Source organism: Frigoribacterium sp. PhB118 (assembly GCF_003751725.1).
GTDB lineage: Bacteria > Actinomycetota > Actinomycetes > Actinomycetales > Microbacteriaceae > Frigoribacterium.
In genome coordinates this window covers 1,174,444-1,195,502 of record NZ_RKID01000001.1, presented here as the reverse complement: position 1 = coordinate 1,195,502, position 21,059 = coordinate 1,174,444, and the positions used below count along the sequence as shown (strand labels likewise).

18 protein-coding genes and 1 tRNA gene are annotated in these 21,059 nt (G+C 71.4%); 15 read left to right on the top strand and 4 right to left on the bottom strand.

Annotated elements, in window-relative coordinates:
- Positions 1–26 precede the first annotated feature (26 nt).
- The 3 genes from EDF21_RS05445 to EDF21_RS05435 are packed head-to-tail and all read left to right on the top strand — an operon-like array spanning position 27 to position 3,080.
- Complete coding sequence (locus EDF21_RS05445) at positions 27–935, top strand: 1,4-dihydroxy-2-naphthoyl-CoA synthase (protein WP_056046577.1); 909 nt, start codon at positions 27–29, stop codon at positions 933–935.
- Positions 935–2,095, top strand: coding sequence for an AMP-binding protein (locus EDF21_RS05440; RefSeq protein ID WP_123570533.1), 1,161 nt, complete (start codon positions 935–937; stop codon positions 2,093–2,095). Before EDF21_RS05445 ends, EDF21_RS05440 begins: the two co-directional genes overlap by 1 nt.
- A 28-nt stretch (positions 2,096–2,123) precedes the next feature.
- Positions 2,124–3,080, top strand: coding sequence for a 1,4-dihydroxy-2-naphthoate polyprenyltransferase (locus EDF21_RS05435; protein WP_199736214.1), 957 nt, complete (start codon positions 2,124–2,126; stop codon positions 3,078–3,080).
- A 44-nt stretch (positions 3,081–3,124) separates the two neighbouring features.
- On the opposite strand, the gene EDF21_RS05430 is transcribed toward EDF21_RS05435, so the two are convergent.
- A complete protein-coding gene (locus EDF21_RS05430) occupies positions 3,125–3,412 on the bottom strand; it encodes a DUF4229 domain-containing protein (protein ID WP_056047790.1) in 288 nt (95 codons plus the stop codon).
- Positions 3,413–3,589: 177 nt separating this feature from the next.
- Here EDF21_RS05430 and EDF21_RS05425 point away from each other — a divergent pair, with 177 nt between their 5' ends.
- From EDF21_RS05425 to EDF21_RS05410, 4 genes are all read left to right on the top strand, one after another.
- Complete coding sequence (locus tag EDF21_RS05425) at positions 3,590–3,949, top strand: PLD nuclease N-terminal domain-containing protein (protein ID WP_123570531.1); 360 nt, start codon at positions 3,590–3,592, stop codon at positions 3,947–3,949.
- Positions 3,950–5,710: a 2-succinyl-5-enolpyruvyl-6-hydroxy-3-cyclohexene-1-carboxylic-acid synthase gene (gene menD / locus EDF21_RS05420; protein WP_123570530.1), complete on the top strand. Its 1,761-nt coding sequence runs from the start codon at positions 3,950–3,952 to the stop codon at positions 5,708–5,710.
- Positions 5,711–5,763: 53 nt separating this feature from the next.
- Entirely contained in the window at positions 5,764–6,615 is an 852-nt protein-coding gene (locus tag EDF21_RS05415; protein WP_056046567.1) for a PPK2 family polyphosphate kinase, read from the top strand.
- 124 nt (positions 6,616–6,739) lie between these two features.
- Entirely contained in the window at positions 6,740–8,437 is a 1,698-nt protein-coding gene (locus EDF21_RS05410) for a cell wall-binding repeat-containing protein (RefSeq protein ID WP_123570529.1), read from the top strand.
- Positions 8,438–8,444: 7 nt separating this feature from the next.
- Here the strand turns inward: EDF21_RS05410 and EDF21_RS05405 are convergent, their stop codons facing one another.
- Together EDF21_RS05405 and EDF21_RS05400 are read right to left on the bottom strand one after the other, a co-directional pair.
- Positions 8,445–9,854: an MFS transporter gene (locus EDF21_RS05405; protein ID WP_123570528.1), complete on the bottom strand. Its 1,410-nt coding sequence runs from the start codon at positions 9,852–9,854 to the stop codon at positions 8,445–8,447.
- Positions 9,851–11,083: an isochorismate synthase MenF gene (locus tag EDF21_RS05400; protein ID WP_123570527.1), complete on the bottom strand. Its 1,233-nt coding sequence runs from the start codon at positions 11,081–11,083 to the stop codon at positions 9,851–9,853. Before EDF21_RS05400 ends, EDF21_RS05405 begins: the two co-directional genes overlap by 4 nt.
- Positions 11,084–11,135: 52 nt before the next feature.
- Here EDF21_RS05400 and ubiE point away from each other — a divergent pair, with 52 nt between their 5' ends.
- From ubiE to EDF21_RS05360, 8 genes are all read left to right on the top strand, one after another.
- Positions 11,136–11,876, top strand: coding sequence for a bifunctional demethylmenaquinone methyltransferase/2-methoxy-6-polyprenyl-1,4-benzoquinol methylase UbiE (ubiE, locus tag EDF21_RS05395; RefSeq protein WP_233568365.1), 741 nt, complete (start codon positions 11,136–11,138; stop codon positions 11,874–11,876).
- The gene (locus EDF21_RS05390; RefSeq protein WP_056046562.1) at positions 11,873–13,012 is read left to right on the top strand and encodes a polyprenyl synthetase family protein; all 1,140 of its coding nucleotides are present in this window, start codon (positions 11,873–11,875) and stop codon (positions 13,010–13,012) included. Before ubiE ends, EDF21_RS05390 begins: the two co-directional genes overlap by 4 nt.
- A gap of 91 nt (positions 13,013–13,103) precedes the next feature.
- A complete protein-coding gene (locus EDF21_RS05385; protein WP_123570526.1) occupies positions 13,104–14,486 on the top strand; it encodes an FAD-dependent oxidoreductase in 1,383 nt (460 codons plus the stop codon).
- Between the two features lie 105 nt (positions 14,487–14,591).
- Positions 14,592–15,080 carry a YajQ family cyclic di-GMP-binding protein gene (locus EDF21_RS05380; RefSeq protein ID WP_056047782.1) on the top strand — a complete coding sequence of 163 codons (489 nt, stop codon included), beginning with the start codon at positions 14,592–14,594 and terminating at the stop codon, positions 15,078–15,080.
- 33 nt (positions 15,081–15,113) lie between these two features.
- Complete coding sequence (gene cls / locus EDF21_RS05375) at positions 15,114–16,580, top strand: cardiolipin synthase (RefSeq protein WP_123570525.1); 1,467 nt, start codon at positions 15,114–15,116, stop codon at positions 16,578–16,580.
- Between the two features lie 138 nt (positions 16,581–16,718).
- Positions 16,719–16,800, top strand: a tRNA-Tyr gene (locus tag EDF21_RS05370).
- Between the two features lie 78 nt (positions 16,801–16,878).
- Entirely contained in the window at positions 16,879–17,691 is an 813-nt protein-coding gene (locus EDF21_RS05365; protein WP_123570524.1) for an inositol monophosphatase family protein, read from the top strand.
- A 281-nt stretch (positions 17,692–17,972) separates the two neighbouring features.
- Positions 17,973–19,154, top strand: a complete 1,182-nt coding sequence (locus EDF21_RS05360) for a M23 family metallopeptidase (RefSeq protein WP_148053635.1) — start codon at positions 17,973–17,975, stop codon at positions 19,152–19,154.
- An 80-nt stretch (positions 19,155–19,234) separates the two neighbouring features.
- Here EDF21_RS05360 and EDF21_RS05355 read toward each other — a convergent pair whose 3' ends face one another.
- On the bottom strand, positions 19,235–20,959 hold the full coding sequence (locus EDF21_RS05355; RefSeq protein ID WP_056046553.1) for a glycoside hydrolase family 13 protein: 1,725 nt from the start codon (positions 20,957–20,959) through the stop codon (positions 19,235–19,237).
- Positions 20,960–21,059 lie beyond the last annotated feature (100 nt).

Here is a 21,059-nt window from a genome sequence, read left to right as displayed (position 1 = left end):
TCGGACCCCGTCGCTAGGCTGGCGACATGGCTTCCGAGGTGTCCGACCTGTTCGATCCGACCGAGTGGCGGGGGGTCGAGGGGTTCGACGCCCTGACCGACGTCACCTACCACCACAGCCTCGACGGGCGGGTGGCCCGCGTGGCCTTCGACCGCCCCGAGGTGCGCAACGCGTTCCGGCCGCACACGGTCGACGAGCTCTACCGGGTGCTCGACGACGCCCGCATGAACAGCCGCATCGGGGTCGTCCTGCTGACCGGCAACGGTCCCAGCGCGAAGGACGGGGGCTGGGCGTTCTGCAGCGGTGGCGACCAGCGCATCCGCGGTCGTGACGGCTACAAAGCAGAGGGCGACCAGGCGAACGTGCCCGACCCGGCGTCGGCGGGGCGGCTGCACATCCTCGAGGTGCAGCGGCTCATCCGGTTCATGCCCAAGGTCGTCATCGCCGTGGTGCCCGGTTGGGCGGCCGGTGGCGGCCACTCGTTGCACGTCGTCTGCGACCTGACGATCGCCAGTCGCGAACACGGTCGGTTCAAGCAGACGGACGCCGACGTGGGGTCGTTCGACGCGGGCTACGGCAGCGCCTACTTCGCCAAGCAGATCGGGCAGAAGTTCGCTCGCGAGGTGTTCTTCCTGGCAGAGGAGTACAGCGCCGACCGTGCCCACGAGATGGGTGCCGTCAACCGGGTCGTGCCACACGTCGACCTCGAACGCGAGGCGCTCGCCATGGCGCGCACCATCCTGACGAAGTCGCCGACCGCCATCCGCATGCTCAAGTTCGCCTTCAACGCGACCGACGACGGCATCGTCGGTCAGCAGGTCTTCGCGGGCGAGGCGACCCGCCTCGCCTACGGCACCGACGAGGCCGTCGAAGGACGCGACTCGTTCCTCGAGAAGCGTGCTCCCGACTGGTCGCCCTTCCCCTGGCAGTACTGATGACGCGCACCCTGCGGGCGGTCGACGCACGTGAGCCCGGTGCGGTGCTCGACGCCCTCCGGGTCGCGCTCGAGGGGGGTCCCGCGGTGGCGCCCCGGACGGACGACCGTGTGCCCGCCGACCTCCCGGGACTCGTGCCGCAGGCGGTGTCGCTGGTCGTCGAGACCAGCGGCTCGAGCGGACGCCCGAAGCGCGTGGCCCTGTCCTCCGACGCGGTGCTCGCCGGTGCCGCCGCGGCCGACGGTGCCCTGGCCGGGCCCGGGCAGTGGGTGCTCGCCCTGCCGGCGCACTACGTCGCGGGGCTGAACGTGCTCGTCCGCTCGATCGCCTCGGGCACCGAGCCGGCCCTGCTGACGCCCGGCCACTTCGACGTCGCCGACTTCGTCGCCGCCGCCGGTCGGCTCGAGCACCCTCTGCGGTACTCGTCGCTCGTCCCCGCGCAGCTCTCGACGGCGCTCGACGCCGCCGACGAGGACGCCGGCGTGGCCGACGTGCTGCGCCGCTTCGACGCCCTCCTGGTGGGCGGGCAGGCGACTCCCGGCCCCCTCGTCGAACGGGCCCGTCGGCTCGGGGTGACCGTCGTGCGCACCTACGGGTCGAGCGAGACCAGTGGCGGGTGCGTGTACGACGGCGTGCCCGTGGGCCGCACCCGCGTCGAGGTCGTCGACGGCCAGGTCGAGCTGAGCGGGCCGTCGCTGGCCGAGGGGTACCTCGACGACCCCGAGCGCACGGCTGCGGCCTTCGTCACGCGCGACGGCCTGCGCTGGTACCGCACGGGCGACGCCGGAACGGTGTCGCCCGGCGGGGTGCTGACCGTGAGCGGCCGGCTCGACGACGTGATCGTCTCGGGTGGCGAGAAGGTGTCGCTCGGCGTCGTCGAGCGGGTCGTGCGCGAGCAGCCGGGGCTCGCCGACGCCGTGGTCGTCCGCGCGGCGCACGCCCGGTGGGGCGAGGTGCCCGTCGTGGTCACCGACACCGCGCCTCCTGCGCCGTCGGCCGCCGACGACCTGGCGGCCCTGCGATCCGCGGTGGCCGCCGCCGCCGGTCGAGCCGCGGCACCCGATCGCATCGTCAGGGTCGACGCGGTGCCCGTGCTCGCGAGCGGCAAGCCAGACCGGGTGGCGCTGACCCGCCTGGTCGCCGGCCTCGCGGCAAGCTGATAGCCGGCTGCGAACTAGACTCGACCACGTGGCGAAGACGAAGACCTCGACCCCCAAGCGCAACGGCCGCCCCGGTGGCCGACCGGGCGGGCGGCCCGGCAAGCAGCCGGTCCGTCGCGTGACGGCCGGCGACTGGATCGGCGGTGCCCGCCTGCGCACCCTGCCGCTGGGCATCGCCCCGGTCGCCCTCGGCACCGGCGTCGCCCGGGCGAACGGTGGCTGGGACCTCACCCTGGCGCTTCTCTGCCTCGCCGTCGCGGTGTTCCTGCAGATCGGCGTCAACTACTCGAACGACTACTCGGACGGCATCCGCGGCACCGACGACTTCCGGGTGGGGCCCTCGCGACTGACCGGCTCGGGCAGCGTCCGTCCGAAGACCGTGCTGAAGGTGGCGCTGGCGTTCTTCGCCCTCGCGGCCGTCGCCGGTGTCGTCGTCGTCGTCATCACCCAGATCTGGTGGCTGCTCGCGGTCGGCGCCGCCGCGGTCGTGGCCGCCTGGTTCTACACCGGCGGCAAACGGCCCTACGGCTACAACGCCCTGGGCGAGCTCTTCGTCTTCGTGTTCTTCGGGCTCGTCGCGACCGTGGGCACGACCTTCGTACAGCTGCGCGAGTTCCCGTTCGACGCCTGGGTGGCGGGGGTCGCCGCCGGGCTGTTCGCCTGCGCGGTCCTGATGATCAACAACGTGCGCGACATCCCGCAAGACACCGCCGCCGGCAAGCGCACCCTCGCGGTCGTCGTCGGCGACCCGGTGGCGCGCGCCCTCTACGCGCTGTTCCTGCTGCTGCCGTTCTTCATCCTCGTGTACTTCGCGTTCCTGTACCTGCACGCGCCCTACGTCTACTTCACGCTCATCGTCGCGGTGCCCGCCGCGGTGATCGGCGTCACGGGCAAGACGCCCCGTGAGCTGATCCTCGCCCTGCAGCTGTCGTCGTTGACGGCCCTGGTCTGGGCTCTCGCCTTGTCGGCCACGCTCTTCTTCTAGGGTCCGGCCCGGGCTCGCGGCCCGGGCTCGCGGCCCGGGGGCGGTCAGGCCTGGCCGTCGATGCGGCGTGCGCGCTCGCCGTCGTCCTCGGCGATGGCCTCGTCCTCGGCGACGGAGTCGTCGTCGAGCTTGGCCGGGCGCGACCGGCGGTCGGCGAGGTCGAGCGCGACCTTCCGGCGCAGCGGCGCGAAGAACAGGTACGAGACGCAGAAGCCGACGACCGCCGCGATCAGCGTGGCCCAGAAGGGGTCGAACCTCAGCACCAGCAGCAGGCCCAGCACGACCGCGAACAGGCCGAGGCGGACGATCGAGTACTTGAGCCAGGGTTTCACGACGAGGAGTCTACGGTCCGTGAGGTGTGCGCCCGCCCCGCGGCGGACGGGCCGTGCGGCCGCGATCCGACGGGCCGAGGAGGCGCGGTGCGGCACCGCCTCGCGCCGTACGTCACAGCTCCGCAACGGCCGACCGACCATCAGGCGTTGCACCGGATCGAGAACTAGGCTCGGTCCATGGTCAGGCTCTTCATCGTGGGCATCGTCGCCGCGGCGGCATTCGTCATCTTCGCGCTCATCGACTGCCTGTTCGCCGACGCCTCACGGTTCCGGGCCCTCAACAAGCCCCTCTGGGCCGTCATCATCGTCCTCCTCCCCGTCATCGGCGCGGTGCTGTGGTTCGTGCTCGGGCGGGCGCGCAAGAGCGGCCGCCCCGCCGCGACGCGCACCATCGCACCCGACGACGACCCCGAGTTCTCGGGGACGTCCTGGCGCACGAGGAGCGACCTCGACCGCGAGACGACCGACGAGCGCATCCGTCGCCTCGAGCAAGAGCTGCTCGACCTCGACAACGACGACAAGACCGGCAAGCAGTAAGTGACCAGTCCGTCGACCGAGTACGCCCTGTCGCTGCTCGCGTCCCTCGCCGACGCGGGTGTCCGCGACGTGGTGCTCAGCCCTGGGTCCCGAAGCCAGGCCCTGGCCCTCGCGGCCGCCGAGTTCGAGATCGCCGGTCGGTTGTCGGTCCACGTGCGCATCGACGAGCGTTCGGGCGGATTCCTGGCGTTGGGTCTCGCCGCCGAGACGGGCGTCCCGAGCGTCGTGATCACCACGTCGGGCACCGCCGTGGCGAACCTCCACCCCGCCGTGCTCGAGGCGCACCACTCGGGTGTGCCCATGATCGTCGTGAGCGCCGACCGTCCCTCCGAGATGCGCGGGATCGGCTCGAACCAGACGACGGTGCAACCGGGTCTCTTCGCGAGCGCCGTCGGGTGGGTGCGCGACGTCGAGGCTCCCCGCTCCGGTCCGGTCGACCACGAGGCCGTCCGCACGCTCGCGCGCGAGGCCGTCGCCGAGGCCCTCGGCGGCGACTCCCACGGTGCCCTCGGGCGTTCGCGCGGCCCGGTCCAGCTCAACGTCGCGTTCCGCGAGCCCCTGTCGTCGGGCGAGCAGTCGCTGCCCGCCGCCCACCCCGCGCCGGTCGAGGTCGCGCCGCTCGTGGCACCATCCGCGCTCGAGGTCGACGTCGACCCCGCGACCCTCGTCGTCGCCGGGCACGCCGCCGGCCCCGAGGCCGAGGCCGCTGCCCGGGCACTGGGTGCCCCGCTCGTGGCCGAGGTCTCGAGCGGGGCCCGTTTCGGGCCGCACCTCGTCTCGTCGTACCGTGCCCTGCTCGACGACGCCGACTTCGGCGGCCGCGTCCGTCGGGTGGTGGTCTTCGGGCACCCGACCCTCAGCCGTCAGATCCCCTCGCTGCTCACCCGTGGCGGGGTCGAGGTCGTGGTCGTCCGTGCGGCGGGGGCCGAAGCCTACGACCCGGGTCGCTCCGCGCGCGTGGTCGAGGCCGTCGAGGTGGACCGCGCCTCCTCGGGGGTCGGTTCGACCGACGACGCCGCTCATCGCACGTGGGTCGGGCGCTGGGTCCACACGGGTCGTCGCCTGCTCGAGGCCGAGGCCGAGGCCGAGGCCGAGTCCGAGGACGCGGCCGACGGTCCCGGGGCCGACGGGACGGCCGAGGGCTCGGCCGGTCGCACCGAGGCGGCCGAACAGGCCGAGTTCCTGCGTCGCGAGGTGCAGCTGCTGCGGCGGCCGGTGACGCGCCGCGCCCTCGCCGAGGCTCTGTGGCGCGTCAGCTGGCCACACGACCGCCTCGTGTTGGGTGCGTCGAGGCTCATCCGCGAACTCGACCAGATCGTGCCGGGCAAGAAGATCCCCGTGCACGCCAACCGTGGGCTGGCCGGCATCGACGGCACGATCGCCACGGCCACCGGCATCGCCCTCGCCAGCCAGCGTGACGACCCCGCAGCCGGCACCACCCGGGTGCTCGTCGGCGACCTGACCTTGCTGCACGACGTCGGTTCGATGCTCCTCGGCCTCGGCGAGACCAGGCCCCGGTTGCAGGTGGTCGTCGGCAACGACGGCGGCGGCACCATCTTCGACGGGCTCGAGGTCGCGGCCACCGCGTCGCCCGAGGCGATGACCCGTGTGCAGTTCACCCCTCACGAGGTCGACCTCTCGGCACTCGCCGTGGCCTACGGCTGGCAGTACGTCGAGGCGGCCACGCGGGCGGAGCTCGACCAGGCCCTCGTCGCCCGGTACGACGGGCCGGTTCTGATCGAGGTGCCCCTCTCCCGCTGAGCGTCCGCGCCACGCCAGGGCGGATCGGGTCGCTCGGTCGTAGGGTCGAGGGCATGGCCAAGACGTGGACGACCCCGCCCTCCCAGTCCCTCCGAGCCGGTGAGGGCTTCGTGCTCGCCGACGTCGACACCTCGTCCACCCCGGGCTTCGCGGGTGACAAGGCGTATGCACAGCAGGCGCTCGAGTCGGGTCGCGAGACCCTGAGCGAGCTCCAGGAGAAGATGTTCGCGCAGAGCCGGAGCGGGGGCAGCACCGGCAACGTGCTGTTGGTCCTGCAGGCGATGGACACCGCCGGCAAGGGCGGCATCGTCCGGCACGTCGTGGGCGCCGTCGACCCCCAGGGCGTCGCGCACCATGCCTTCAAGTCGCCGACGCCCGACGAGCTCGCGCACGACTTCCTGTGGCGGGTGCGGCGCGAGCTGCCCGGCCCCGGCATGATCGGGGTCTTCGACCGCTCGCACTACGAGGACGTGCTGATCGGCAAGGTGCGCCGCCTCGCGCCGCCCGAGGACATCGAACAGCGGTACGCCGACATCGTCGAGTTCGAGGACGAGCTCGTCGCGAACGGCACCACGCTGGTCAAGGTGATGCTGCACATCTCGTCCGACGAGCAGAAGGAACGCCTCGCGGACCGCCTCGACCGCCCCGACAAGCACTGGAAGTACAACCCCGGCGACCTCGAGGAGCGTCTCGTCTGGAACGACTACCAAGACGCCTACGAGACGGCCATCCGTCGCACGTCGACCGGGACCGCCCCGTGGTTCGTCGTGCCGGCCGATCGCAAGTGGTACGCCCGGGTCGCCGTCCAGAAGCTGCTGATCGACGCCCTCGCGTCGCGCGGGCTCGACTGGCCCGTCGCGCAGTTCGACGTCGAGCTCGAGAAGACGAAGCTCGCGACGTCGTAGCGGGGGACAGTCCGCTCGGGTCGGACGCGTCCGCTCAGGTGCCTCCGGCGATCGCCGGTCGTCGAACGGTACGGTTCGGGGTACGCGTGTTGCTCACGGGTCCCCCGGTCCCTGACAATGCCTCATGCTCGTCATCTCGCCCCTCCGTGGCGGTCCTACCGCGGTGGTCTTCTCCCTCGCTCTCGTCGTCGCCGTCGTCGCGTCCTGGCTCGTCGTCACCCCGGCCGGCGCCGCCCCGCTCGGCACGACGCCGATCGGGAGCATCACCGGTCGGGTCACGGCGCAGACGGCCGACGGTTCGATGGTGCCGTCGTCCGCCGGTCGGTTGACGGCCGTTTCACCCGGGACCACCCCGGACGAGGTTCCGGTCCCCTCGCTCGAGCGTCGGCCCGACGGGACCTTCGCGTTCACCGGAGTCACGCCGGGCCGGTGGTACGTCACGCTCGAAGCGCCGTATCCCGGTCCGTACCGTTATGGGTCCCCTCGATTCTGGGTGGACGTTCCCGCCGACGGGTCGGCGGCCTCGGTCGGCGATCTCCCGCTCATCCTGTCCCAGCTCCTGTCGGGCCAGGTGTCGGCGGTCGTCGACGGGAGGACGGTGCCGCTGCCGTACGCCCGCGTGACGATCTGGTGGAAGAACCCCACCACCGGTGGTTACAAGGACGAGGGCTCCGAGTCCACGGCGAGCGAGGACGGTCGCTGGGAGTTCCCCCTCCTGCGCCCGGGCACCTATCGCCTGAGCTTCGGAGACGGGTCCTCGCAGTCATCGAGGGTCCACGACGACCTGTACTGGCCGGCGGGTCGGCGGTTCGCCGATGCCGAGGACATCGTCATCGGTCCCGGACAAAAGATCACCGGTCTCGACGTCGTCCTCACCGAACGGACCTTCACGACGACACGAGTGGCCGGGGACGACCGGTTCGGCACCGGAGCAGCGGTCCTGTCGTCGCCCTGGGGCTTTCCTTCCACGAACGGTGCCACGCCTCGGGTCCCCGTCCTCTACGTCGCGAACGGGCTGAACTTCCCGGACGCGCTCAGCGCGGGCCCTGCGGCAGCCCACGAGGGCGGGGCCCTCGCGATGACCGACCGGGATGCCCTCCCCGCAGCCACCGTGGCGGTCATCGAGCACCTCGCCCCCGAGCGCATCGTGGTCGTGGGTGGGCCGGCCGCGGTCTCCGCCCAGGTCTACGAGCAGCTGGCCTCGTGGCAACCGGTGATCACGAGGCTCGGTGGAGCGGACCGCTACGAGACCTCGCGCCTGGTGGCGCGTCACTCGTTCCTCGGCTCGTCGACCGGCGAGAGGATCTACCTCGCCACGGGTGAGGTGTTCCCGGATGCCCTGGCCGCAGGTCCTGCCGCTCATCGGGACGACGCCCCGGTCGTCCTCGTCCGAGGTGCTCAGTCGGCCGCCGACGCTCCGACGAGGGCCCTGATGGTCGAGCTGGGCAAGGCCCGGGCCATCCTCGTCGGCGGGACGGCGAGCATCTCCCGGGCGTACGAAGCCAGTCTCGTCGAGCAGGAGCCCTCTCTCGTCACCGAGCGTCGCGCCGGAGTCGATCGCTACGAGACGGCCGCCGCACTCGTCGGTGGTGACTCCGAGACGATCTTCGTGGCGAGCGGACGGGGATTCGCCGATGCGCTGGTCGCGGGTGCGGTCGCCGCCCGCGAAGGTGCCTCGCTCGTCCTGAGCGAGCGAGACTGTGTCCCGCCGGCGACGGAGCGAGCCGTGCTCGACGCCCGCGTCTTCGAGGTCGTCCTCGTCGGGGGACCGGCGGTGCTGGGGGCCGCCAACGAGGTCCCGCTGGCCGTCTGCGGTCGCTGACCGGACGTCAGGAGGCGCGGCTCCGCAACGCGTCGCCGGTCCCCTTGGGCAGCCGCAGCCCCTCGATGAGGCTGAGCAGGGCCAGCACGGCCAGCACGATCAACGCGGCCTGGTACCCGGACGCCGCGGGTGCCGGGCCGTCGGTCGAGATCGCGAGGTCGGCCACGCGGACGGCCAGCGCCGTCGCGGCGACGCCGAGCCCCACGGCGAGTTGGCTCGTGATGGACGCGACGGCGTTGGCGGGCCCGATCATCTCGGCCGGGACGTCGGCGAACTGCAGCGTGTTGTAGGCCGTGAAGCCCACGGACCGGAAGACGCCGCTGAGCAGCAGCACCCCCGCCACGACGACCGGCGAGGTGTCGGGGCCGACCAGCGCGGCCGCGACGAAGGTCGCCGCGAGGGCCACCGTCGCGACGACGATGATCGGCACCACGCGGAAGCGCTTCAGCAGCGGCGTCGTGAACGGTTTGACGGCCAGGTTGCCGACGAACACCCACATGAGCATGAGTCCCGCCTCGACCGGCGACCAGCCGAAACCGTCCTGCAGCAGCAGCGGGACGACGAAGGGGATGCCGTTCACGACGGCCCGGTAGAGCGATCCGCTGAGGTTCGTCACGCGGAACGACCCGATGCGGAAGGCCGTGAGGTCGAGCAACGGGTGCGCCGCCCGACGGAACCACCGCACGGCCACGAGGCCGAGCACCACCGCCAGGACGGCCAACAGCACGCCCGGCACGAGCGTCGTGGGCTCGCCGAGCAGCTCGAACGCCAGCACCAGTGCCACGATCGATCCCGCCACGAGCACCAGACCGACCAGGTCGAGAGGCTGGCGGTCACCGACCTCGGGGGAGGGGACGACCCTCCAGGCGACCACGAGCAGCGCGAGGCCGACCGGGACGTTGACCAGGAACACCCACTGCCAGCCGAGGTGCTCGGTGAGCAGTCCTCCGAGCAGCGGCGCGACGACCGGAGCCACGAGCGCGGGCCAGGTGAGGTAGGCGATCGCCCGGATCAGCTCGGACTTCTCGGTGCTGCGGAGGACGATCAGTCGGCCGATCGGCACCATCATGCTGCCCGCGAAGCCCTGCACGACCCGGGAGGTCGTGAGGGCGACCAGGTCGGTGCTCGCGGCACAGGCGACCGAGGCGAGGACGAAGAGCACGACGGCCGCGAGGAACACGCGGCGGGCGCCCCAGCGTTCGGCGAGCCAGGCGCCCAGCGGGATGAACGCCGCCACGGCGACGAGGTAGCCGGTCACGGCGAGTCCGAGCTGCGCGGGCTGGACGCCGAAGTCGGTCGCGATCGTGGCGGTCGCCGTCGACAGGATGGTGGCGTCGAGGTTCTCCATGAAGAACGCGGCCGCCACGACGAGGGCGACCGGACGCGACCACGTCGTCGCGGGGGCGGGCGCGGTCATCGGCTGAAGGCGTCGACCACGGGGCGGAACTTCATGGCCGTCTCGGCCACCTCCCTCTCGGGCACGGACTCGGCGACGACGCCGGCCCCCGCGAACGCCCTCACCGAGCCGTCCCGGTCGACCTGGGCACACCGGAGGGCGATGGCCCACTCGCCGTCGCCGTCGGCACCGACCCAGCCGACGGGCCCCGCGTAGCGACCACGGTCGAACGGTTCGAGTTCTCGGATCAGGGCCAGCGCCTCCTGCGTCGGGGTGCCGGCGACGGCCGCCGTCGGGTGCAGCGAGGCGATGAGGTCGAGCGAGCTCGACCCGTCGGTCAGGCGGCCCCGCACGTCGCTGGCCAGGTGCCAGAGGTTGGGGAGGCGCAGGGTGAAGGGCTGTTCGCCCGTCACGACGTCCCGGGCGTGCGGTCCGAGCGACAGCAACAGGCTGCGCAGGGCGAAGGCGTGTTCGTCGAGGTCCTTCGGAGACGTCGCCAGGGCGAGGGCGGCCTGCTCGTCGGTGGCCGCGTCGACGCCACGGGCCGCGCTTCCGGCGAGGACCCGGGCCGACACCTCGCCCCGTTCGGACTTGACGAGCGTCTCGGGGCTGGCCCCGATCAGTCCGTCGACGGCGAAGGCGTAGCAGTCGGGGTACGCGGTGAGCAGGGTGGCGGCGACGAGGCGCAGGTCGGCCTCGGGGGGCAACGTGCCCACGAGGTCGCGTGCGAGCACGACCTTGCTGACCCGACCGGCGCCGATGGCGTCGACGGCCCGGGCCACGGCCGTCGCGTAGCCGCCGGCGTCGAGGGCGCCGTCGGCCAGCGAGAGGCGGACGGAGGCGCCGACCGGCTTCCCCGCGGGCAGCTCGGCGTCGTCCACCCTCGTGATCCAGGCGACCCCGTCGCGCCGTCCGATGACGATGCTCGGGACGATCAGCACGCTCGTCTCGGCGGACTCGTCGTCGAACGCGAACGAGCCGAACGCGACCAACCCGGTACCGGGCACGCCGACCTCGTCGTGCACCGTGGCGGCGGCCGCCACGGCACGCCAGGCGTCGGCGGCCTCGGTCATGCGGTCGGGCCCGGAGAACTCGAGACGGAGGGCCTCGCCGACGCCCGCCATGCCCGCCCCGCCGCGGACGAAGACCAGCGGACGCGCCCGGTCGACGACGTCGAGCAACGGGCTGACGTGGTCGATTCGCGTGGTGCGGACGGCGAGTGACGGAGCGCGGGACGCGGGGGACTTCACTCGTCGACCCTACTCGGGACACCCCCAGTGCTTGACGGTAGGATCCACCATCGTGACCAAGGCCGACATGAACAAGCAACCCGACGAGGTCGCCTCGATGTTCGACGGCGTCGCGCGCCATTACGACCGCACGAACGACGTGCTCTCGGCGGGCAACGCCGTCCTGTGGCGCATCGCCACCGTGAAGGCGATCGGTGCCGGTCCGGCCGACAAGGTCCTCGACATCGCAGCCGGCACGGGCACCAGCTCGGCGGCCATCGCGCAGCGGGGTGCCGAGGTCGTCGCCCTCGACTTCTCGAAGGGCATGGTCGAGGTCGGCCGCGAACGCCACCCCGAGCTCGAGTTCGTCGAGGGCAACGCCGAGTCGCTGCCCTTCGACGACGACACGTTCGACGCCGTCACCATCTCGTTCGGGCTGCGCAACGTGAACCGGCCCAAGGTCGCGCTGGCCGAGATGAACCGCGTGCTCAAGCCCGGTGGCCGCCTCGTCGTCTGCGAGTTCTCCACTCCGCCGTTCGGTCTCCTGCGCGCCGCCTACCGGGCCTACCTCAAGTACGGCATGCCCCTCGTCGCCAAGGTCACCAGCAGCAACGGCCCGGCCTACTCGTACCTGGCCGAGTCCATCGAGCAGTGGCCGGAGCAGCAGGTCCTCAGCCAGTGGATCCGCGGCGCCGGGTTCACCCGCGTCGCCCACCGCGACCTCAGCTTCGGCATCGTCGCCCTGCACCGGGGTCGCAAGCCGGCGTCGGGCGCCGCGCGCTCCTCCTCGCGGTCGAAGCGGGCCACGTCGTGAACGCCGGCGCCCCTCCTGCGCAGCGCAACTCGCTGGGTCGTTCGCTCGGCCTCGGCGAGAAGCTGTTCGCCACGCCGACCGAGCGTCGTTTCGTGGCCGCGGTCGACGACGGGCTCGAGCTCGTCGAAGAGGGGTTGCTGCGCGAGATCGCCTTCGCCGACGACATCGCCGACGCCACGACGCGCTACCTCCTCGCGGCCGGCGGCAAGCGCGTCCGGCCGACGCTGACGCTGCTCATCGCCCAGCTGGGCGACGGCGCGACCCCCGGGATCGTCGCCTCGGCGCAGGCCACCGAGATCACCCACCTCGCCTCGCTCTACCACGACGACGTCATGGACGAGGCGCAGATGCGTCGCGGCGTCCCCAGTGCCCAGACGGTGTGGGGCAACAACGTCGCGATCCTCGCCGGCGACCTGCTGTTCGCCCGGGCCAGCACCATCGTGTCGGGGCTCGGCCAAGAGGCCATCCTGCTCCAGGCCGAGACCTTCGAACGGCTCTGCCTCGGTCAGCTCCACGAGACGGTCGGCCCACGAGAAGGCGACGACCCGATCGCCCACTACATCGACGTGCTCGCCGACAAGACGGGGTCGCTCATCTCGACCGCCGCCCGCGCCGGCGTCATGTTCAGCGGGGCACCGCGTGAGTACCTCGCCCCCGTCGCCGAGTTCGGTGAGAAGATCGGCATCGCCTTCCAGCTGATCGACGACGTCATCGACCTGTCCGACCAGCCCGCCGAGACCGGCAAGAAGGCCGGCACCGACCTGCGGGCCGGCGTCGTCACGCTCCCGGTGCTGTACCTGCGGCAGCTGGCGCAGGCCGACCTCGAGGCGTCGTCGCTGTTGTCCGAGATCGACCGCATCGTCGACGCCACGCGTGCCGCGGCCCACGGGTCGAGCGGTGAACCGAACCTCGAGGGCGGCACGTCGGCGTCGCTCGCCGACGCGACGGCCCACCTCGACGACGAGTTCGCCGACCTGGTCCGACGCGTCCGTCAGCACGAGGTCACCGAACGCACCCGGGTCGAGGCTCACCGGTGGGCCCGCGAGGCCCTCGACGCCCTGTCCCCGCTGCCCGACGGGCCCGTGAAGAAGGCGCTCACCCGCTTCGCCGACCGCGTGGTCGAGCGGTCCGCCTGACCGGCGCCGCGCCTCCTCGTCCGTCTCGTCCTCGAGCACCATCGTCCAACCGGCCGGCCCCGCCGAGCCACCCCAGATCTAGGGAGAACCCGTGACCACCTTGCGACTGGCCATCGTCGGCGCCGGACCGGCCGGCATCTACGCCGCCGACATCCTCGCGAAGGCCGAGAAGGCCTTCGACGTCTCGATCGACCTCTTCGAGCAGCTGCCGGCCCCCTACGGTCTCGTGCGCTACGGCGTCGCCCCCGACCACCCCCGCATCAAGGGCATCGTCAACGCGCTGCGCGACGTGCTCGACAGCGGCGACATCAGGGTCTTCGGCAACGTCCGCTACGGCGTCGACATCGGGCTCGACGACCTGCGCAAGCACTACAACGCCGTCATCTTCTCGACCGGTGCCATCAAGGACGCCGACCTCGACATCCCCGGCATCGACCTCGAGGGCAGCTACGGCGCGGCCGACTTCGTCAGCTGGTTCGACGGTCACCCCGACTTCCCCCGCACCTGGCCGCTCGACGCGACGTCGGTCGCCGTCGTCGGCGTCGGCAACGTCGCCCTCGACGTGTCCCGCATCCTGGCCAAGCACGCCGACGACCTGCTGCCCACCGAGATCCCCGACAACGTCTACGCGGGCCTCAAGCAGTCCTCGATCACCGACGTGCACGTCTTCGGACGCCGGGGCCCGGCGCAGGTCAAGTTCACGCCGCTCGAGCTGCGCGAGCTGGGCGAGGTGCGTGACGTCGACATGATCGTCTACGACGAGGACTTCGATCACGACGAGGCGTCCAAGACGGCCATCGCCACCAACAAGCAGGTGTTCGTCATCGACAAGGTGCTGAACCAGTGGCGCCAGCGCGAGGTCGGGACGGCGTCGCGTCGCCTGCACCTGCACTTCTACGCCAAGCCCGTCGAGGTCGTCGGCGACGCCGACGGTCGCGTCGCGGCCTTCCGGTACGAGCGCACCCGGCCCGACGGGCAGGGCGGCGTCGAGGGCACGGGCGAGCTCCGCGACGTGCCGATCCAGGCCATCTACCGCGCGGTCGGCTACTTCGGCTCTCCGCTCGACGGCATCCCGTTCGACGAGCGTCGTGGCGTGATCCCGAACCACGAGGGCCAGGTGATGGACGACGACAACCAGATCGTCCCCGGCGTCTACGCCACCGGCTGGATCAAGCGCGGCCCCGTCGGCCTCATCGGGCACACCAAGAGCGACGCGATGGAGACCGTCAAGCACCTCATCAACGACCAGGCCAGCTGGTGGCAGCCGGTCGACCCGTCCGACGAGGCCATCCCGGCCCTGCTCGAGCAGCGCGGCGTCGAGTACACCGACCTCGAGGGCTGGCACCGTCTCGACGGGCACGAGATCGCCCTCGGCGGGGCCCACGAGCACGAGCGTGCCCGGGTCAAGGTCGTGGAGCGTGACGAGATGGTGCGCGTCTCGCGCGCCGTCGAGACGGAGTCGACGCCCGCCTGACGTCCTCGGTCGCCCGTAGCGCGCCTCCTCGGCTCCCCTCGACGGTGGAACCGAGGAGGCGCGCGGTCGTCACCGACCTCGTCGGTCGTCGGTATGGTGGTCCCCATGGCAGACAGTTCCTTCGACGTGGTCAGCAAGGTCGACAAGATGGAGGCCGACAACGCCCTCCACCAGGCGCAGAAAGAGATCGAGCAGCGCTACGACTTCAAGGGTGTCGGTGCTTCGGTCGACTGGAGCGGCGAGAAGCTGCTGCTCAAGGCCGCCACCGAAGAACGCGTCAAGGCCGTGCTCGACGTGCTCGAGTCGAAGTTCATCAAGCGCAGCATCAGCCTCAAGCACCTCGACGTCGGCGAGCCCTTCGCCAGCGGCAAGGAGTACCGCATCGAGGCGTCCCTCAAGCAGGGCATCGAGCAGGACGCGGCGAAGAAGATCGGCAAGATCATCCGCGACGAGGGCCCGAAGAGCGTGAAGAGCCAGATCCAGGGCGACGAACTGCGCGTGCAGTCCAAGAGCCGTGACGATCTGCAGGCGACCATGGCGCTGTTGAAGAAGGCCGACCTCGACGTCGACCTGCAGTTCGTCAACTTCCGCTAGTCACCCGCGGCTCACGGCTCCGAGGTCCCGTCCATGGTCGAACCCGCCTGGGTGGCGCCGACGATCGCCGTTCTCGGCATCGTGCTCGACATCGCCATCCGGGTGTTCGCGATCGTCTACGTCCCGATCAACAGGCGGCCCCAGACGGCCACCGCGTGGTTGCTCGCGATCTTCCTGATCCCGTACGTCGGGTTCGTCCTCTTCTTGTTGATCGGCAGCACCAAGCTGCCCGCGCGTCGTCGTGAGAAGCAGACCGAGATCAACAAGTACATCATCGAGACGACCGAGGGCATGGAGCGCGTCAAGCGCGACCACCCGTGGCCGGCCTGGCTCGACTCGGTGGTCGAACTCAACCGCACGCTCGGTGCGATGCCGCTCGTCGGAGGCAACACCGGTGAGATGCACACCGACTACGACGAATCCATGGCGGCGATGGTCGAGGCGGTTGACGGGGCCCACCGCTACGTCCACGCCGAGTTCTACATCACGAGCCTCGACCGCACGACCGAGCCGTTCTTCCTGGCGCTCGAGAACGCCCGTCGACGGGGTGTCACGGTCCGTCTGCTGATGGACCACATCGCCAGTCGCGGGTACCCGGGGTACCGCAAGGCCCAACGGCGGTTGGACGCGATGGGCGTGGAGTGGCAGCTCATGCTGCCCGTGCTGCCGCTGCGGGGCAAGTACCAGCGGCCCGATCTGCGCAACCACCGCAAGCTCCTCGTGATCGACGGTCGGGTGGCCTTCACGGGCTCGCAGAACATGGTCGACAAGAGCTACCAGAAACGCAAGAACAAGCGCCGAGGCCTCGAGTGGAAGGACTTCATGGTCCGCTTCGAGGGCCCCATCGTCGCCGGCATCAACGCGCTGTTCGTCACCGACTGGTACAGCGAGACCGACGAGTTGCTGCTCCGCGAGACCGACCCCGTGCACACGGCCGACCGGCTCGAGACGATCGACTGTCAGGTGGTGCCGAGCGGGCCGGGCTTCGACGGCGAGAACAACCTGCGGTTGTTCAACTCGCTGCTCTACAGCGCGCAGGAGCGCATCATCATCACCAGCCCCTACTTCGTGCCCGACGAGTCGATGCTCTACGCCGTGACGACCGCGGCCCAGCGCGGGCTCGAGGTGCAGCTCTTCGTCAGCGAGATCGGCGACCAGCCGGTGGTCTACCACGCGCAGCGTTCCTACTACGAGGCCCTGCTGCGGTCGGGGGTCCGCATCTTCCTGTACCGCTCGCCGACCGTCCTGCACGCCAAGCACTTCTCGATCGACGACGAGGTCGCGGTCATCGGCTCCAGCAACATGGACATGCGGTCGTTCAGCCTCAACCTCGAGATCTCGGTCATGGTGCGTGGACGCGAGTTCGTCGAACGGCTGCGCGAGGTCGAGCAGACCTACCGCGCCTCGAGCCGCGAACTGTTCCTCGACGACTGGCTCGTGCGGCCCTTCCGCTCGAAGGTCCTCGACAACGTCGCCCGCCTCACCTCCGCCGTCCAGTAGTCCACCTGTCCACGCGGTCCATCGCGGGCCCGCGGCCCGCGCGGCGCGGCCCTGAGGGCGAGTGGTCGTGAGGGGGCTCCCGAGGCTGTATATTTGTCTGGCGCCTCCGGTCGGTGATCACACGGGCTGGGCGTGCATGGCAAGTTACCCAAGCGGCCAAAGGGATCTGACTGTAAATCAGCCGGCGTAGCCTTCGGGGGTTCGAATCCCTCACTTGCCACGGTTGCCCCTCAAGAACGGACTCGCTCGTCGAGTCCGTTCTTGCGTTACCGGGCCACCCACCCCCACAGGAGGACCCGTGTCCGTCACCCCGACCCCCGCCGAGCTGCTCGAGATCGCCGTCGCCGTCGCGGGTGAGGCCGCCGAGCTCGCGGCCCTCCGCCGCTCCGAGGGGGTCGTGGTCGCCGACACCAAGAGCAGCGCCGTCGACGTCGTGACGCACACCGACCGAGAGGTCGAGACGTACGTCCGAGGCCGTCTGGCCGCGCTGCGACCCGGGGACGGCTTCTTCGGAGAAGAGGGCGAACCCGACGACTCCACCACCGGTCTCACCTGGGTCGTGGACCCCATCGACGGGACCGTCAACTTCCTCTACGGCATCCCGCAGTGGGCCGTGAGCATCGCCGTCGTCGAGGGCGGTCCCGACCCGCTCACCTGGCGCACCCTCGCCGCGGCGGTCGTCAACCCGACGTCGGGCGAGGCCTTCACCGCGTCGGTCGGCGGCGGCGCGTGGCTGGACGGTCGTCGCCTCGAGGTGAACGCTCCGGCTTCCCTCGAGTCGTCCCTGCTGGCCACCGGGTTCTCGTACGACGCCGCACGTCGGGTCGAGCACGCGGAGGCGCTGGTCCGGGTGATGGGGCGCGTTCGCGACCTGAGGCGCCTGGGGGCGGCCTCGCTCGACCTCTGCGCCGTCGCCGCAGGACGGGTCGACGCCTACGTCGAGCGAGGACTCAAACCGTGGGACCACGCGGCGGGCGCGCTCGTGGCCGCCGAAGCAGGCGCCGTCGTCCGCGGGGAGCTCGGGCAGGCGCCCAGCGAGTCGCTGACCTTCGTCGCGGCCCCTGCCATCGCCCAGGACCTCGCCGCCCTGGTCGTCGAGGCAGGGATCTGACCTGAGCACCCTCGCTGCGAGATATGAACATGCAGCGTTCGAGTTGTCATATCGTAGGTCAACGATACATATCGACATCGACACCCGAATGCGGGTAGCCATTCGTTCATCGACCGGCTACCCTGGAGAGGTCGTTATTGATCCGTGATCATCGCGTGACGCACTCCGCCAGGGCTCCTTCCGAAGGTCCTGCGCAGCTCGCGCCACGATCACCAGTGACGGCCGTGAAGACGACGGTGCACCCACCGTCCGATCCCGATCACCCCGAGGACCCATCACACGTGACGAAGTACCAGCAGATCGCCGAGCCCGACGGCGACGGAACCCCGTCGCGTCGCGCCACCGACGACCTCACGGGCACCGGTTCGCCGAGTGTCGCTCCGACCGTCCCCGTCGTGGCCGACGCCCCCGTCTACCTCACCCGTCGCGAAGCGCGTGAGGCCGAACGCCGCGCGGCCCGGCCCGTGACGACGACGGCCTCCGCCGCCCCCACGACCTCCGCCACCACGACCTCCGCCACCACGACGGCTGCCGCCGCTACGAGCACTGCGGCCCGCGTGGTCGCCGAGCCCGCCGCCGAGGCCCGACCCGCGACTGGCCCGTCCGCGGCGACCGAGCACGTCTCGCCGCGACGAGCCGCTCGTCTCGGTGCGGACTCCGGCACCCGTCCCGCAGCTGCCGGGCGCACCGCGAAGGCCCGCGCACAGCGCCCCGCGGCTCGCCTCGAGGCGCCCGTCCGCGCGCCCCGCACCGCCGGGGCGACCTTCCGACGCACCACCAAGCGCGTCACGGTCGTCGGAGCCATGCTCTTCGCCGCGTCCATGCTCGTGGCCACCTCGGTGCCCGCCAACGCCTTCTTCGTCGACACCCCCACGCAGACGGCCGCCAAGAAGGCCGCCGACTCCCAGAGCTACACGGCGACCGCACCCTCGGCCGACGGCACGGCCGGCGTCTCGCGCGACGGTTACTCGGTCACCGAGATGAAGGCCGTCTCCGAGTACGCCTCGACGAGTGCCAGCACGTTCTCGAACGACGTCGACGGCACGGTCCAGTGGCCGTTCCAGACGGGCGTGCCGATCAGCAGCGGCTTCGGCGCCCGCCAGGTGGCCAACTGCGGCTTCTGCTCGACGTTCCACCAGGGTCTCGACTTCGTCCCCGGTGCCGGCTCGCCGATCCAGGCGATCGCCGACGGCGTCGTCAGCAAGGTCGACGGCCCCTCGGGTGCCCTGGGCAACAACGTCTGGATCGACCACGTCGTCAACGGCCAGAAGGTCACCAGCGTCTACGCGCACATGCAGACCGGTTCGGTCGAGGTCCGCGAGGGCGACACCGTCACGGTCGGCACCATCATCGGCAAGGTCGGCAGCACGGGCAACAGCACCGGGGCCCACCTGCACTTCGAGATCGTGATCGGCGGCGTGCCCGTCGACCCCTATCCCTGGCTCCAGGCCAACACGAACTGAGCCGTGGTCCCGCGTCCGCGCGGCACGCACGAGAAGAGCCCCACCTGTCGCCAGGTGGGGCTCTTCCGTCGTCGTCGCCGCTACGACGTGGTGGCGAGCCAGACCGTCGCGTTCGCCGGCAGGGCCGGCCCGTCGACGACCATGGTGGCCAGCAGGACCTCGCCCACGGGGAGCTCGACGGGGACGTCGCCCATGTTGGCCACGACGGTGACCCCCTGGCTGCGGAACGCGACCACCTCGGGCCCGAAGCCCTCGAGCCAGGTCAGCGTGCCCGTACCCAGCTCGTGCTCCGCACGGAGGCGGAGCGCCCGCGTGTAGAGCTCGAGCGTCGACCCGGCGACACCCCGCTGCTCGTCCCGGGCGTACGTCGACCAGTCCGCGGGTTGGGGCAACCAGGAGGCGCCCGTCGCGTTGAACCCGAAGGCCGGCTCGGTCGCGGACCAGGGCAACGGCACGCGGCAGCCGTCCCGGCCGTAGCGCTCCCCGTCCGTGCGGAACCACGTGGGGTCCTGCCGGGAGTCGTCGGGCAGGTCGATGGCCTCGGGCAGGCCGAGTTCTTCGCCCTGGTAGAGGTACGCGCTGCCGGGGAGGGCCAACATGAGCGCCGATGCGGCTCGCGCCCTGGCCAACCCGAGCTCGGGGACGGGCAGCCCCTCGCTCTTCGGCCCGATGCCGTACCCCTGCGGGTTCTCGGCCGTCAGGGCGAGCCGACTGGCGTGCCGGACGACGTCGTGGTTGCTCATGACCCAGGTGCTGGGGGCTCCGACGCTCGAGAAGGTCTGGAGGGACGCGTCGACGACCTCGCGGACGGCCGGGGCGGACCACCCGGTCTCGAGGTAGGCGAAGTTGAACGCCTGGTGCATCTCGTCGGGGCGCACCCAGTCGGCCAGACGCGAGAGCGGTTCGACCCAGGCCTCGGCGACGAGCACCCGGTCGCCCGGGTACTCGGCGAGGACGGTGTGCCACTCGCGGTAGATCTCGTGGACGCCCTCCTGGCCCCAGTAGGGCGGGGGAGCGGACTCGCCCTGGCCACCGCCCATGCTGCCGGACTCGGCGGGGGGCGTGTAGTCGGGCAGGCCCTCGGCCTTGACCATGCCGTGAGCGACGTCGACCCGGAACCCGTCGACGCCGCGGTCGAGCCAGAAGCGCAGCACGTCGACGAACTCGTCGCGCACGCGGCGGTTCGTCCAGTCGAGGTCGGGTTGCGACGAGTCGAACAGGTGCAGGTACCACTGGCCCGGTCGGCCGTCGGCCTCGGTCACGCGGGACCACGCCGGGCCGCCGAAGACCGACTGCCAGTTGTTCGGCGGCAGCTCGCCGTCGGGGCCGCGGCCGTCACGGAACAGGTACCGACCGCGGGCGGCCGAACCGGCCGGCGAGGCGAGGGCCTCGCGGAACCACGCGTGGTCGCTCGAGGTGTGGTTCGGCACCACGTCGACGATGACCCGCAGGCCCAGCTCGGTGGCCCGGGCGCGGAGGGCGTCGAAGTCGTCCAAGGTGCCGAACAGCGGGTCGACGTCGCGGTAGTCGGCCACGTCGTAGCCCGCGTCGCGCTGGGGCGAAGTGTAGAAGGGCGACAGCCAGACGGCGTCGACGCCGAGCTCGCCGAGGGCGTCGAGTCGCGACGTGATGCCGGGGAGGTCGCCGACGCCGTCGCCGTCGCCGTCGGCGAACGACCGCGGGTAGACCTGGTAGATGACGGCGGTGCGCCACCACTCGTGGCCCTGGTCGGCGGTCGTCGCGGTGCCCTCGAGGGGGGCGGTCGGGGTCAGCGTGTCGGTCTCGGCCGGATCTCGTGTGGACATGAGGCCACGATACGGCAGGCCCCCGACGCGGCATCGGCTACGGTCGTGGTCAGGACAGCCCGGAGGGGGACCTCCGGGACGAACACCCGCGACACGATTG